The following is a 14076-nucleotide window of genomic DNA, read 5'->3' on the forward strand; positions in this document are numbered from 1 at the left end:
TTTGTGGGAGGGGGTAGGCGTAGACGTTGAAAAACCACGGGTTACTGCCATACCACAGGCAATACCAGACCATCGAAGGTAGCTTCGCCTACTAGCCCTCATTATCATTCCTGCCATTTTAAGGTGTTTTTGTCGTGATATACCGTAAAACAGCCTAGTTTTACGACAATCAGCGGCAGTTATACACCATTTGTCGTAACAACCAACATGTGATATGTCGGTGAGATTTTATCGCAACTATACCACACAAAAAGGTGTTTGCAAGAACTTTTTAAGAAAATTTTAGGGAGGGGAAACTTGCTTACCAACTTAAAGAGGATCGTAATAGTAGCCCTCTTTGTTATCAATTTATGTTCGAATAACTTATTCTAATCAAACAGTAACATAGTACGATGCAGGATAACAACCCAATGCGTACGGCAATCAGGCACTGCTAAGACTTTGAATTGGCCATTAATCGGGCTTTGCCGATATAAGCCGTGTCAATGGCAAACCTCAAACCTGCGCTCGTACAAAATTCTGTCAGCAGTTTTATCCATAAGTTCATTCCCACATGTCAGACACTCTCTGCTGGACATACAAATCTTGTATATGTAATTGAAAGCTTGCGAGATTAAATATGGGGCCACAAAAACATGTAGTTGAAATAAAACGGGAATCTAAGATTACTATATTTTTCTCCTACCCGGCTTTTTTTTGACAAACACTTTTTTGTGGTAAACTTCTGACCAGTTTGATAACCTCTTGCTTATGGCCTTTAAGAGATAGGCGCATAGATGGGCAATGGAAGGCCTGATGGTGTGCCGCCAATCCTTGGCACACTTATTTTTGTGTTCTCTGCACTGAGCTTCTTAACTCACCGGCAGGTGTGAGGTGCGACGATGCAGGACCGGACAGGGCCTGGTAGATATTTGACCCTTTTCACAATAACGGCAATTATCCTGTTTTGCCTTCAGGATGCCCAGGCACAGGATGCACAGAAGTCTTTCAACACCGGAAAAGCCCTACTCAAGCAGCGAAGGTATGAGGATGCACTTATCCACTTTAACAAGACGCTGGAGATTGAACCAGGGTTTGCCACAGCATGGAACGAAAAAGGCACGGTCTTTCTCAAATTGGGCAGGTACTGGGAGGCGATTGAATGCTTTGACAAGGCACTGAAGATTAACCTAAGCTACGCCGAGGCATGGCATAACAAGGGCAAGGGCTTTGACAACTTGGGCAGGTATCAGAGGGGCATTAAATGCTACAATAAGGCATTGAAGATTAACCCACGCTACGCCGAGGCATGGTACAGCAAGGGAGCGTCCCTGTTCGCGCTGGGCTACAAGAACGGCGCAACCCAGTACGCGGCACGCTTGTATCAGGAGGCCTTTGAATGTAGCGACAAGGCGCTGGAGATGGACCCAAAGCTTGCCGAGGGATGGCTCAACAGGGGCTTTGCCGGCGTCGAACTAGGCAGCTATAAAGAAGGCATTGGAGGCGACAACAAGGCACTTAAGACTGATCCAAGGTACGCCGAGGCATGGTACGGCCAGTGCATGGAGCTGGGTAGCCAGGGCAGTTATCAGGATGCCATTGACTACTACGACAAGGCACTGGAGATAAACCCAAAGGACGCTGGAGCATGGTATAAAAAGGGCGTGGCACTAGGTAACCTGCGCAGGTATCAAGAAGCTATTGAATGCTATGACAAAATACTGGAGATTGACCCAAAGAATACATACGCGTGGAGCAATAAGGGCTGGGTCCTGGCCAGGATGGGCAGACCGCCTGAAAAAGAATTTGCCTGCTACGAAAAAGCATTAGAGATAGACCCAAAGCATGTCCCTGCGTGGAGCACAAACGGCGCACCCCTGTCAGAACTGCCTCGATATATAGAGGTAGAAAAGGCCGCCATGGGTGTGAAGAGATAGAGAATCCATCAGAATTCACCACCTGCCAGAAACTCCGTCACATTAAGCAACAAACGGCCGTTATTCGCCTTATTCCAATTGTCATAAAGGCGGCGCCCCGGTGTGCTTGTGGTGCCGTCGTCAGCCGGTGAACTGTCGGACAGGGCCGCAATCCTGCCCCCGCCCAGCCTGGAGGTGGCAAGTATTATGTTGAGTTCCGTCTGCCGCGCCCCTTTTAACCATATATGTCCTCTCGCGGCGGGGCTTGCCGGGGATTTCACTATACTGATTGTCCCAAAACCATGAAGATATATCATCTCTACCACACCAAAGGGGCCGCGCAGGACCGCCACGTCATCAGGACTGAAATTGGCGGTGTAATGGCCGCCCCTTGTCCACGAATTAATCTCATTCCCGGTCTGGAAGTGTATCCCGGTGTGCGACTGAAGCTTATTAAAGATGCCGGTAGAGTCTATACCGTCGTTGTTCCTGTCGGAATTGAAGTGGTCCGCAATGAGAAATAGCCCGCCCCCGTTTTTCACAAACGAGATGACGGCGGCCCGCTCGGATACGGCGAGGTCACTGTTGGGCTCGCACAATATCAGCACGTCGTACCCCGAGAGGTCTTGCGGGTTTTCCGGGTTACCGTAGCTTAGCGGCTCTTTCGTGCTCTCCACCCCGTACCTGCCGGTCTTATAAAGTTCATAGGCCCACGAGGATATCCCGCCCGACCAGTCCCCGGGCGAAGAGGGGTCCGTGGGTTTCGGCACCGACATGTCGTCGTCAATTATCCAGTCGGCATGCCTGCCGGAACTCTGTGCGTGGCCGGCATCAAACAGTACCCTGTAATACTTCCCGCCCGCGCCTGCCGTCATACATACAGGCAGGCAAACGACAATAATTAGTAGAAATATTCGCAGGAATTTCTTGGCAGACATTTGGTATAATTATCTTCCTGGCAACCGGGTTTATCTTAGGGAAAGGCTTTGCTTTGAACGGCAACGTCCTGTCACGATAACCAGGCGGAGAACACCTTTCCCGTATTAACCGTTATATTAGCCGTATTCCGGGCATTTTTCAAAGCATAACCCATTATCATCGTACCCGGCTTCAACATTTCCAGAAGGTTTTTTCTCAAACACAAAGGGGGGGGGTTCATGAAGAGATCGTTAGGCTCAAAGGCGCTTATCCATCCAACACCCGTGTGGTGCGTTGGGTCTTATGATCGGGAGGGCAGGCCAAACGTCGCGACCATCGCCTGGGGCGGTATCTGCAGCTCCAAGCCGCCATCCGTAACCGTTTCGCTGCGCAAGGCCACTTACACCTACGGCAATATCATGGAACGGAAGGCATACACGGTCAGCGTGCCGTCAGAAAGGTTTGCCAGAGAGGCGGACTATTTCGGCATAGTTTCGGGCAAGACGGCGGACAAGTTTGCGGCAACCGGCCTGACCCCCGTAAAAAGCGAAATAGTGAACGCGCCCTACGTCGGGGAATTTCCGCTTATACTGGAGTGCAGTGTCACGAACGTCGTTGAGGTCGGCCTCCACACCCAGTTTATCGGGGAGGTCATGGACGTCAAGGCCGACGAGGATATACTGGATGAAAACGGGTTACCGGACCTTAAAAAGCTCTGCCCGGTCATCTTTACCCCTGAATCACGTTACTACTACGGAATCGGCGAACTGATAGGCAAGGCATTTTCCATCGGCCGGGAGATTAAGTGACACGTACTGGCAAGCAATTTTTCGGTCATGCGGCTGCCGCGTCTTTTTATGCACGGCCGGCTCACTAGCTCGAATTGACGCGCCGCCTGGCCATTATGGCCGCGCCCAGGGCGCCGACTATCTGGGGTTCGTCCGGCAGGTTAACGCTCCTGGGCGAGAACTCCTCTCTAAGTTTCTCGCACACACCCGCGTTTTTCATCACGCCGCCGGTCAGCGTAATCTCCTCCTCTATGGGCACCCTCTGCACCAAGCTCAAGACCTTACGGGTAATGGCCGTGTGGAGGCCGCTTATTATGTCCTCCTTGGGGAGTTTCTGATGTATCAGGCTGATAACCTCGGACTCGGCGAATACGGTACACATGCTGCTTATAGAGACCTCCCGCGACGACTTCCGCGATAGCGCCCCCAGGTCCTGTATGTCAACGTCCAGCACCCCTGCCATAACCTCAAGAAACCTGCCCGTACCGGCCGCGCACTTGTCGTTCATGATAAAGTCCACTACACGGGCATCTCCGTTACCTTTACCCACTATGGCAATGGCCTTCGAGTCCTGACCGCCAATGTCTATTATAGTCCTTGTACGGGGAAAGAGGTGGTGGGCGCCGAGCGCGTGACAGGTAATCTCCGTAACGGATTTATGGGCAAAAGGCACGTTGTTCCGCCCGTAGCCGGTCGCTATTATGGAGTCTATGTCCTCGAGCCTGAGGTGCGCCTGTTCCAGGGCCATGTCCAGGGCCTCCCGCGCCGTCTTCTCCACATCGACCTGGGACTCCATAATGGAGAAACCCAGTATCTCACCGTCGTTTTCCCCCATAACCACTACCTCGGTAGAAACCGAGCCTATGTCAATCCCTGCCGTAATCATTCCTAAATATTTCTTTCTCCTGTAAGACTAGACATACCTAAAGGTTCGTTTCAAAATCTTCTTCTCTCCCCTTATTTGCCTTTCTTCTCCGTCAGTATCTCGATAAAGGCGTCGAGACGGGTCCGCACCTGCTCCCTGGAATAGTTCCTCTTGTCTACGCACTCAAGGTCCAATATAAAAAACGGGACGTCTACCTCCCTGCGGAGGCCCTCCTTTACCAGTTGCGAGAGGCTGTTAAAGTGCCTGCAGCCCCACGGGGCCATCCATATGACCCCGTCTATCTCGTAGTCCCTCACCATCCTGGCAACCCAGTGGGTCATCCGCTCGCACGGGCCTATGGCCGGGTTCGCAAGCAGCTTCTCGGCCAGTGACCGGAAGGGCTTCTGCGGGTCCATCTCGTCCCACGTTATCAGGTTTACGCTTTCGAAGGCCACCACCGCCCTGTGGTCAAGTTCAAGATAGTTAAACACCTCGTCATTATAGTACGGTCTCAGGTGACACCACAGGAGTCTTAGCTGCTCGTCTTCCACTGCCGCTACACCCCTGTCAATACGTTCCTCCAACTCCTCGCATAACAGCCTTGATATCCTCACCAGTTCCCTTGAACCCCAGAGCTGTGATATGGAGCCGATATGGTCTATGGCCTCGCAGCCCAGCATGGGGCTGGGCGTGTGCTTCCTCAGTTCCATGGCCCGCCTGAAATAACGGCATGCCTCGTTAGAGTTCTCTATTACCTCCGACATCTTATCCCGGTCAAACTTCTTATCCGTTACGCGGGCAAGCTCCGCGGTCATCTCTTCAAGCTGCTCCGCCAGCATGTCACGAGACCACTCCTCATCAACCATATACGGAACATGCAGATAAAAGTGCGGCTTCTTATATTCCTCGGCGAATATGTCGAATATCTTGGGGTCGCCGTCGCAGTAGTACGCGGTTGATACCAGCGCATCGGGCCGCGGCAGTATATCCTTGAACGACGCCCCCATTACCCCCCTGAGAAACGTGCATGAATCCCTGGACAGCCCATGATTCTCGGAGGCGTCGAGTATCTCCGGGCAGATGCCCACGGCCGAGGCGGTGGCGCTGAAGCTCTCTATAAACAACGGGATGGCGCCGAGGGCATATATGATCTCGGACGGCACAAACGTGCTCTTCCATATGACGGTTGAGGTGTCCCTGAAGCTCTCCATCAGCAGTTTGAACATCGCCCGCTCCCTGGCCCGAGAGCTTTTCAGGGGAGAATAGCTGCGCGACCTCCTCATTCGCTTCTGGAACTGGAGGCTGAAATACTGACGCTGCTTCTGTCTATCGGTCTCTACTACCGCCATTACATATACCCTAGTCCCTTCGCACACGGTTTATGGGTGCCGCGGGGCTTAAGCCCTTTGACACCATAAAAACAGCATCTCAACTAAGCATTTCTATAAACGCCTGCACACGGGTCTCTATCTGGCCGAGACTGGTCCAGAAATTCTCGGCTTCAATGAACAAGACCGGGTAGCCCGCCTTCTGAAATTTGTCCCTGATGTGGGGATATTCAAAGAGGTATATGTCGTCAAATTTCAGGGTAAAATACACGACCCCATCTACCCGGAAGTCCTCAGCCGTCCGCAACAGGTAGTCCCATCTGGACTCCGTGTCCACCATCCTTGCCGTGGGTATGGTCAGATACCTCTCTGCAAGGGCGTCGAGGGGTTGCCGGCGAGAATCCTCGTCCACCAGGGTTGAGAAATACTGCATCCCCGTACAGAGGTCCTCACACACCACCCTTGCGCCCAGTCTCTCCATAAGTGAGCTAAGTTCAGGCGAACTCATGAAGCTCCCCGTCAGCATTATCCTGGGGCCGTCTGCTACGCTCCCCTTCGCGCCTTTAAGCTCTTCCAGGTATCCTCTGAGTGCATCGTTAACCACGTGCTTGTCGTGGGTCTGGCTCCACCTGACCACCTCAAAGAACCTTTTGGCGGAGAACGGTGGTGCACTCTCTTTTCTCATGTCACTCAGCCTCCTGAAGAGGAGCCGGGTCTCATTACACAGCCTGATAGCGCTGCGCAGGTTCTCCTCCGAGATTTTTACGGCAAACGCCCGTTCCATATCCCTTACCAGGGTGGAGAGGGCCAGCCGAAACGCCTTCAGCCTGAGCGCGTCGGCGCCTTTGGGGACGTCGAGGAAAAAAACCTCCATCGAGTCCACCCCCAGCCTCCACGCGTCATAAAGCCGGCGGTGGGCATCGCTCACATTGGCCACAACCACACCATCAAGAAATTTATAGCTCCCGTCCAGGGCCCCCTCAAGGCTGTCGAGCACGTGGGGGTCAAAGGTCTTGGGGAGGTACGCGTTGGCCAGTTTGGCGGGTTTGCCGGTGCCGTAGATGCGGAAAGGCACCCTGCCGCCCGCCGCGATGATTATCTCCTCCGGCACGTAGACGGAGAGATATCCTACCGCACCCTCTATATCCTGTGAAGAACGCCGTTCTTCATCTAACGCAATATCCGAAAGCATTTCCATGGGGTGCCTATACTATCACAGCCTTAGCCTGACAGTCAAACATTCTGGGAGATGGCTCTGGCCGACGATGTAGCTGAGACCGATAAACTTCTAAGGAAACCCGTTATCACGGACGGATATTGCGTGATACTGTAACGGTTAACAGCCTGCTGTCAGAGGATGTCTTGCAGGCTGATATTGTCGTGCAGATAGGTGGCAATGCCCCCTGAGGTGGGGCTGTGTATGTATGGGATACTGGCGATGACCGGTACGCCTGAGAGCTTTTCTATCTCTATCTTATTGGTCTCTTCCAGCAGTGTACCACCGCCTATCTTTGTGTTGTTGAATATAACGCCCTTTATCTTCAATCCTCGCGACCTGGCGACCTCTATCGTAAGCAAGGTATGGTTTATGGTCCCAAGGGTGGGTCTGGAAACGATTATCAGGGGCAGCTTCATCTTGCGTGCCATGTCAGCCACATACAGGTCGTCCGTTATGGGAACGAGCAGCCCTCCTATTCCTTCCACCACGAGATGATTATATTTTTTACTAAGTGTTTTGAACGCCGACCAGATGGTCTTCCAGTCGACCTGCAGCCTGTCCACCCTGGAGGCCACGACGGGCGCCATCATCGAGGGGAGGCATATGGGGTTAATCAGTGAATATTCATCTCTCGAGTGGGCGGCCTCCTTCATCATTATTGCATCGTCCGAGACCAGCATGTCGGACTTCCGGCTGCCGCCCGTGGCAACAGGTTTCATCACACCCACCTTTAGGCCAGAGCCATGCAGGAGGCATGCTATACCCGCCGCCACCAGTGTCTTTCCCACACCGGTATCCGTACCCGTAACAAAGATACCTTTTCCCTTAAGGACGTTTTGTTTCAAGGTATTTGGGGAAAAATTTGAGGTGGAATAAAAGCCACTGCGAGCCCTCTAACCGGCTAACTATCGGACTCTGCTTCCTTGTATTTAGTCTTCTCCATCTCCAGGGTCTTATGCCTTACGTCGCGGCCCTGTACCATATAGATAACGTCTTCGGCGATGTTTGTCGCATGGTCGCCAATGCGCTCAAGGTTCCTGGATATAAGGATAAGCGAGATGGCCCTGTCGATGGTGCCCGGGTCTTTAATCATGTATTTAAGGAGTTCCATAAATATCTTGTCCTTCAATTCGTCCACCTTGTCGTCCTCGTCAAGGACCCTCTGCGCAAGGGCTACGTCCTTGTTGACGAATGACTTTATGCTCTCACAGACCATCCACTCGGCCATATCTGCCATGATGGGTATGTCTACGTGTGCTTTAAGTTCAGATTTTGCCAGGACAAAGTGGGTGCTCTCGCACATGTTTACCGTCAGGTCCGCAATCCTCTCGAGTTCGCTGTTTATCTTTATAACCGTAGCAAGAAGCCTGAGGTCTGTTGCCATGGGCTGGTGAAGGGCCAGAAGCTTCATGGCGGTTTCATCTATCCCTATGTGGAGGCGGTTTATCTCGTCTTCCATCCTGAAGACGTCTTTTGCCGTGGATTCGTCCCTCTCCGCCAAACCCTTTGCCGCGTAGTTAATCATCTTCTGGGTCACCGAACCCATCTTGAGGACTTTTTCCTTCAAACTCGCGAGTTCTTCGTCGAAATGCCTTTCCATCGCCACCTCTAACCAAATCTGCCAGTTATATAATCTTCAGTGAGTTTTTCTTTCGGCACGGTAAAGAGCTGGGAACTGTCTCCGAATTCTACCAGCTCCCCCATGAGCATAAAGCCCGCGTAATCCGAAATCCTTGCAGCCTGTTGCATGTTGTGAGTAACCATTATGACAGTATATTTTTTCTTCAGCTCCAATACAAGTTCTTCAATCTTTGCCGTAGCGATCGGGTCCAGAGCCGAGCACGGTTCGTCCATGAGGATAACCTCCGGGCCCACCGCGAGGGCCCTTGCGATGCACAACCTCTGTTGCTGGCCGCCTGAGAGCGCCAGGGCACTCTCGCGAAGGCGGTCTTTCACCTCATCCCAGAGGGCGGCCCGCCTCAAGCTCTTTTCAACCAGCTCATTTAACGTCTTCTTACTATATTTATTATGAAGCCTCAGACCAAAGGCAACGTTGTCGTAGATAGACTTGGGAAACGGATTGGGTTTCTGGAACACCATGCCTATGAGCCGGCGCAATTCTACCACGTCTACGTCCCTGTCGTACACGTTTTTTCCTTTGAACAGGATCCTGCCCTCAACCTTCATTTTGCTGCTTATTTCATTTACGCGGTTTATGGACTTTATGAGGGTGGACTTGCCGCAGCCGGAAGGCCCGATTATGGCGGTTATCTTGTTCTTATAGAAGGGCAACGTTACCTTTTTTACGGCAATCGCGGTGCCGTAATAAACGTTGAGGTCTACCGCTTCAACCTCCCTGTTGTTCAGCTCTTTCGGCATGGCAATAATTCCCTTTTGTCCTGAAGGGGTTTTGTCCCTGACTATTCTATTGTTATTAATTCCTTTTGCAAGGGCCGTTGCGTTTTGAACCGGTGTCATTATCCCGTTGAACCTCCCTTTAAAGGCACCTTCGGCAGTATTTCAAGGGTATTCCAAAAAAGGTTCTTAGCGCCTGGTTTCATTAGAATAGCTTCTTCTGGTATTTATTACGCAGCCAGATGGCCACTCCGTTCATGAACAGCAGGACGACAAGCAGGACGATGCTGCCCGCCGCGGCGTTTATGGCGAAGGCCTTCTGCGGGCGTGAGACCCAGTTAAATATCTGTATCGGCAGTGCGGAGAAGGGAGAAAGAGGCCCGTCCGGCAGGAACGCCACATAGGCCAGTACACCAATGGCAATCAGGGGCGCGGCCTCGCCAATCGCCCTGGAGAGCGCTAGAATCGTGCCCGTTAATATCCCCGGAAATGCCAGCGGCAGGACATGGTGCCTAATGGTCTCCCAGCGCGTGGCACCCACCGCAAACGACGCCTCACGGATGGATATGGGAATGGTCCGTATGGCCTCACGGCTGGTTATGATTATCATTGGTAACACCAGGAGCGCAAGTGTGCACGCGCCCGCAAGAAGGCTTTGCCCCATATGCATAAAACGGACAAATATCTCCAGGCCTAAAAGGCCGTAAATGATGGACGGCACACCGGCAAGGTTGGCGATGTTTACCTCGATTACCTTGTTGAGCCAGTTGTTGCCGGCGTACTCCTCAAGATATATCGCCGCACCCACACCTAAAGGAAATGCGATAACACCCGTCAGGAATACCAGATAGACGCTCCCCACCAGGGCCGGGAGGATGCCCGCCATCTCCGGCTTGCGCGACGGATAGTGCGAAAGGAAGGTCCAGTTCAGGCGTTGCACTCCATCCATAAATATGTCCACCAGCAGGAGTATCAGCACCGAGATGGTTATAACCAGCGCAGCGATGGCCACCGCCTGAAAGACAACGTTGCCCCATCGGCGTTTGGGCCCCCTCGCGCCCAGACGGGCTTGCCTCAGCGGACGCCCCTTTACCAGTGTTTGCGGCGCCATCAGCTATACACCTCTCTGTACCTCTCACGCAGCCACTGGCTTATAACGTTAAGAACAAAGGTACTCAGAAAAAGCATCATGCCCACGACGAAGATGGTCTTGTATCCTATGGTCCCGTGGGGGGTGTCCCCCAGACTCACCTGAACGATGTAGGCGGTCATCGTCTCGACAGGCTCGATGGGATTAATCGTAAGGCGGGGCTGCAGGCCCGCGGCGATGGCAACAATCATGGTCTCGCCTAACGCCCTTGATACGCCCAATATAAACGAGGCGGTGATACCGGAGAAGGCCGCCGGCACCACGGTCCGTAACGATACCTGAAGTTTTGTGCCCCCCAGCGCGTACGCCCCCTCCCTGAGGCTCTGGGGCACGGCGTACATCGCGTCCTCGCTGAGCGAGGAGATTATGGGGAGTATCATAATCCCCATGACTATCCCGGGGCTCAGGGCATTGAAACCAGCCATGCCCGGTATGATTTTCTGCAAGAGGGGCGTGACAAACAACAGGGCAAAGTAGCCGTACACCACGGTGGGGATACCCGCAAGTATCTCAAGCATGGGCTTTACCACCTTCCTTACACCGGTGGGGGCGTATTCGCTCAGATAGACCGCGCATAACAACCCAACAGGCAGGGCTACAATCATCGCGATTACGGTCACCAGTAACGTCCCGACAAAGAGCGGCCATATGCCGAAATGCTTGCTCGCGAAGAGCGGCGTCCACTTCGTATCGCCGAAGAATTGCATAAACGAGACCTCGCGGAAGAACTCAACCGTCTCGTACATCAATATTCCTAATATGGCAAATGTGGTGAATATAGACAGGATACCGCAGGCCATGAACACCGCATGGACGGCCACCTCTTTTACGCGAGAGCCTTTTCTCCGTCCCCGTAAGTCGTGTTCAACTATACGGGGCTCCGGCTTTTTTGGGTTACCTGTAGTCACTGTTATTTGCTGAGCAGGTCTTCAACGCTTACACCGGCCGTGTCCTTTTTGCCGGCAAAAATAGAACCGGTCTCACCCCTCTTAAAACGTTCGTCCACCAGCAGGTAGGCCCTGTCTGAAAGCGGTATAAAACCCACCTCCTCGACCAGGGGGCCGCCGCTGTTCATATAAAAATCAATGAACTCCACCGTCTCCGGGCGCCCGGCCGCCTCCTTGCTTACGTAGATAAACAGCGGCCGAGACAGCGGCTGATAAGTATTGTTTTCCACGGTCTCCAAAGACGCCTTAACAGGCCCGTCTCCGTTGGATGCGTCCCCGTCATCAACGCCTATCAGCTTCAGCATATCCTTATTGGCCTCATAGTACGCAAGGCCAAAATACCCCAGCGCCCCCTCATCATTGGCAATGCCCTGGACAAGTATGTTGTCGTCTTCACTGGGCGTGAAATCGCCCCTGCTCGCACCGGACTCTCCACAGATGATCTCAGTAAAGTAATCAAACGTCCCTGAATCTACGCCCGGCCCGAACAGACGTAGTTTCTTATCCGGCCATTCCGGGCGTATCTGGTTCCATTTCATTATCTTCTCTTCCGCCTCTGGCTCCCATATCTTCTTCAACTCCTCTACCGTCAGGGAATCACACCACGTATTTTTTGGGTTTACCATCACCGCAAGCCCGTCATAGGCAACAGGCAGTTCGATATATTCAATTCCTTTCTCCCCAATCATCTTCACTTCACTGGGTTTTATGGGACGGGAGGCGTTGGTAATGTCCACCTCTCCCCTGCTGAACTTTTTAAAGCCCCCGCCGGTGCCGGAGACGCCTATCGTTATCCTCACCCTGGGGTGTTTCACCTGGAACTCCTCGGCAACCGCCTCGGTTATCGGATAGACGGTGCTTGAGCCGTCGATCCTTATACGGCCCTTTAAGTCGTCGGCCAGAACCGCTTTAAGGGGTAAGGATATGCAGAAAACCGTTACAATAAGGAATGCAAGCGCTGAATGGGCGCTATTTCTTTCATTCTTTGTTTTCATCTCTTCCCTCACTTTTGTATTTTTCTTCTCTCTTAATCATCTTCCACCTGATATTAATAATGGAAACGCCGGGGGAGTAAAGTTAAGTTTCTATTAAAGTAATATTAAGGTTCCGTTAACAACCAGTGGCCTGATGATGACGCCGGCCCGCCGTTCCGGCGCGGATATGTCCCTAAGTCAATTCCTCAGAATATCACCTGGTACTGCAGTCTGACCTCCATGTCATGCAGGTCGCTACTCGACGCCCGTTCCCTGGTTATACGCATTATGTCCGCCTGCAATTTGTTATTGTTGCCCTTGAAGTACCACCCCACACCGCCGCCCACCTCACGCTCACGGTCACCACTCGTATTGGTATCAGGCTCAATGAAACTGTAGCGCCCAGCGGCCTCCAGGTGTTTCCGGACGTACGGAAGCGGCACGAAATACCCTGCCTGAGACGTATAGCCGTAGCCCACATTGCTGCCCTGTTGGAAAAGCGTCCCGCCGGCGTGCGCGCCTACGTTCCTCCAGTAAAATTCCCCTAACAACGAGAATCCACGCCACTTGAATCTGAGGTCGGCCGTGTACTGGCGCAGGGTAATGTTCCTGTTAAAGTCCCTGATTGCACCTCTGACGAACATCCTCCTGCCGTTATTCCAGACAAACGCGCCACCTAACGCAAGCTTTGGGTCCTCTTCGTATACAAGATCAGGCTCCGAATATGCGTCAAACTTCCCCAGCGGATTTACCGCCACCCTGGCCGCATACATAAACTCGTTGTTGCTGTTTCTCACCTGATTTATACCGGCGCCCTGCAACATCGCCAGGTCATACTCAAACAGACCGTTCATGGGCGTGGCGTGCGCCATGACACCTATATCCCTGCCCAGCTCAAACTCATTATTCGCAAGGGCCCTGACCACAAATTGCAGCTTGGCTGAAGAATTCAGCTTCTGGCGGTTAAACGGCACCTTAAATTGCCCCCCGCGCAACCGGAGAAAGTCTTCTATCCTGTAATTTACGTAAACGTCCTTGAGTCTTCCTCTACCTTCAAACGCTGGAAGGCCCCACTGGACCTTGTAGGTCAGGTCCTTTGTAAAGGCGTGGCCTGCGAACGTGATCCTGCTACGGGGGATACGGAATGAGTTGGTGTCTCTTAAGTCGTCGCTGTCCTGATAGGTGTAGCGGATCTGAATCCTGTTTTTTATCTGCAGCTTGAACTTTTCGTCAAGCGTCTCGAGATAAAAGCCCTTGCCAATCTTGTACCCCGCCTTGATTTTCGCCGGGGAGGCATCGGTTATGAGCTCCCGGCCCTGCTCGGTCTCCAGATAGCTTTTTACCGCGTCTTGTAGTTCTTCCCCTGAAACCCCGTATTCAGGGTCCGCGGTATTATTGGACCTGTATGCGACGGGTTCATATCTTGAACCCTTCCTAATAAGCCCCCGGCCGGTCTTCAGCGCCTCTATCTCGCCCCTCTGCACCTTAATTTCCTGTCTCTGGTCCTTGACCGTTTCCTCAAGGGCCTGCATGCGTTCAATCAACTGCTGTATGTCGGGGTCCTGGGCCGCAAGTGCCGTACCCGCCAGGGCAGGCACAATAAATAATACTATCAGAAATAATCGCCTCATTTTCTT

At 52.7% G+C, this 14076-nt stretch carries 13 protein-coding genes; 2 read left to right on the forward strand and 11 right to left on the reverse strand.

The window, feature by feature from the left end; all coding sequences use genetic code 11:
* The first annotated feature begins 911 nt into the window (after window positions 1–911).
* Window positions 912–1916, forward strand: a complete 1005-nt coding sequence (locus NOU37_02235; GenBank protein MCQ4574051.1) for a tetratricopeptide repeat protein — start codon at window positions 912–914, stop codon at window positions 1914–1916.
* 8 nt (window positions 1917–1924) lie between these two features.
* Here NOU37_02235 and NOU37_02240 read toward each other — a convergent pair whose 3' ends face one another.
* Window positions 1925–2833: a DUF2194 domain-containing protein gene (locus NOU37_02240; protein MCQ4574052.1), complete on the reverse strand. Its 909-nt coding sequence runs from the start codon at window positions 2831–2833 to the stop codon at window positions 1925–1927.
* Window positions 2834–3052: 219 nt separating this feature from the next.
* On the opposite strand from NOU37_02240, the gene NOU37_02245 reads away from it, so the two are divergent.
* Window positions 3053–3622 (forward strand): flavin reductase family protein, encoded by a 570-nt coding sequence (locus NOU37_02245; GenBank protein ID MCQ4574053.1) that lies wholly within the window; start codon window positions 3053–3055, stop codon window positions 3620–3622.
* 64 nt (window positions 3623–3686) lie between these two features.
* On the opposite strand, the gene NOU37_02250 is transcribed toward NOU37_02245, so the two are convergent.
* From NOU37_02250 to NOU37_02295, 10 genes are all read right to left on the reverse strand, one after another.
* A complete protein-coding gene (locus tag NOU37_02250) occupies window positions 3687–4487 on the reverse strand; it encodes an acyl-CoA dehydratase activase (protein MCQ4574054.1) in 801 nt (266 codons plus the stop codon).
* Window positions 4488–4558: 71 nt separating this feature from the next.
* Window positions 4559–5815: a 2-hydroxyacyl-CoA dehydratase family protein gene (locus NOU37_02255; protein MCQ4574055.1), complete on the reverse strand. Its 1257-nt coding sequence runs from the start codon at window positions 5813–5815 to the stop codon at window positions 4559–4561.
* Window positions 5816–5894: 79 nt separating this feature from the next.
* Window positions 5895–6992, reverse strand: coding sequence for a 2-hydroxyacyl-CoA dehydratase family protein (locus NOU37_02260; protein ID MCQ4574056.1), 1098 nt, complete (start codon window positions 6990–6992; stop codon window positions 5895–5897).
* A gap of 152 nt (window positions 6993–7144) precedes the next feature.
* The gene (gene bioD / locus NOU37_02265) at window positions 7145–7858 is read right to left on the reverse strand and encodes a dethiobiotin synthase (protein ID MCQ4574057.1); all 714 of its coding nucleotides are present in this window, start codon (window positions 7856–7858) and stop codon (window positions 7145–7147) included.
* 56 nt (window positions 7859–7914) lie between these two features.
* Window positions 7915–8613, reverse strand: a complete 699-nt coding sequence (phoU, locus tag NOU37_02270; protein ID MCQ4574058.1) for a phosphate signaling complex protein PhoU — start codon at window positions 8611–8613, stop codon at window positions 7915–7917.
* Window positions 8614–8621: 8 nt separating this feature from the next.
* Window positions 8622–9392, reverse strand: coding sequence for a phosphate ABC transporter ATP-binding protein PstB (pstB, locus tag NOU37_02275; GenBank protein MCQ4574059.1), 771 nt, complete (start codon window positions 9390–9392; stop codon window positions 8622–8624).
* 181 nt (window positions 9393–9573) lie between these two features.
* Window positions 9574–10479 (reverse strand): phosphate ABC transporter permease PstA, encoded by a 906-nt coding sequence (pstA, locus tag NOU37_02280; GenBank protein ID MCQ4574060.1) that lies wholly within the window; start codon window positions 10477–10479, stop codon window positions 9574–9576.
* The gene (gene pstC, locus NOU37_02285) at window positions 10479–11426 is read right to left on the reverse strand and encodes a phosphate ABC transporter permease subunit PstC (GenBank protein MCQ4574061.1); all 948 of its coding nucleotides are present in this window, start codon (window positions 11424–11426) and stop codon (window positions 10479–10481) included. Before pstC ends, pstA begins: the two co-directional genes overlap by 1 nt.
* Window positions 11427–11428: 2 nt before the next feature.
* Entirely contained in the window at window positions 11429–12460 is a 1032-nt protein-coding gene (locus NOU37_02290) for a PstS family phosphate ABC transporter substrate-binding protein (GenBank protein MCQ4574062.1), read from the reverse strand.
* 185 nt (window positions 12461–12645) lie between these two features.
* Complete coding sequence (locus tag NOU37_02295) at window positions 12646–14070, reverse strand: OprO/OprP family phosphate-selective porin (protein MCQ4574063.1); 1425 nt, start codon at window positions 14068–14070, stop codon at window positions 12646–12648.
* Between the last annotated feature and the right edge of the window lie 6 nt (window positions 14071–14076).

It is taken from the genome of Candidatus Bathyanammoxibius amoris, from assembly GCA_024451685.1.
Lineage (GTDB): Bacteria > Planctomycetota > Brocadiia > Brocadiales > Bathyanammoxibiaceae > Bathyanammoxibius > Bathyanammoxibius amoris.

Bases quoted from the DNA above. Each gene is read 5' to 3' on its own strand.
- NOU37_02240 (MCQ4574052.1), bottom strand. From the start codon at position 2,833: ATGTCTGCCAAGAAATTCCTGCGAATATTTCTACTAATTATTGTCGTT.
- NOU37_02245 (MCQ4574053.1), top strand. From the start codon at position 3,053: ATGAAGAGATCGTTAGGCTCAAAGGCGCTTATCCATCCAACACCCGTG.
- NOU37_02250 (MCQ4574054.1), bottom strand. From the start codon at position 4,487: ATGATTACGGCAGGGATTGACATAGGCTCGGTTTCTACCGAGGTAGTG.
- NOU37_02255 (MCQ4574055.1), bottom strand. From the start codon at position 5,815: ATGGCGGTAGTAGAGACCGATAGACAGAAGCAGCGTCAGTATTTCAGC.
- NOU37_02260 (MCQ4574056.1), bottom strand. From the start codon at position 6,992: ATGGAAATGCTTTCGGATATTGCGTTAGATGAAGAACGGCGTTCTTCA.
- phoU (MCQ4574058.1), bottom strand. From the start codon at position 8,613: ATGGAAAGGCATTTCGACGAAGAACTCGCGAGTTTGAAGGAAAAAGTC.
- pstB (MCQ4574059.1), bottom strand. From the start codon at position 9,392: ATGCCGAAAGAGCTGAACAACAGGGAGGTTGAAGCGGTAGACCTCAAC.
- pstA (MCQ4574060.1), bottom strand. From the start codon at position 10,479: ATGGCGCCGCAAACACTGGTAAAGGGGCGTCCGCTGAGGCAAGCCCGT.
- NOU37_02290 (MCQ4574062.1), bottom strand. From the start codon at position 12,460: ATGAAAACAAAGAATGAAAGAAATAGCGCCCATTCAGCGCTTGCATTC.
- NOU37_02295 (MCQ4574063.1), bottom strand. From the start codon at position 14,070: ATGAGGCGATTATTTCTGATAGTATTATTTATTGTGCCTGCCCTGGCG.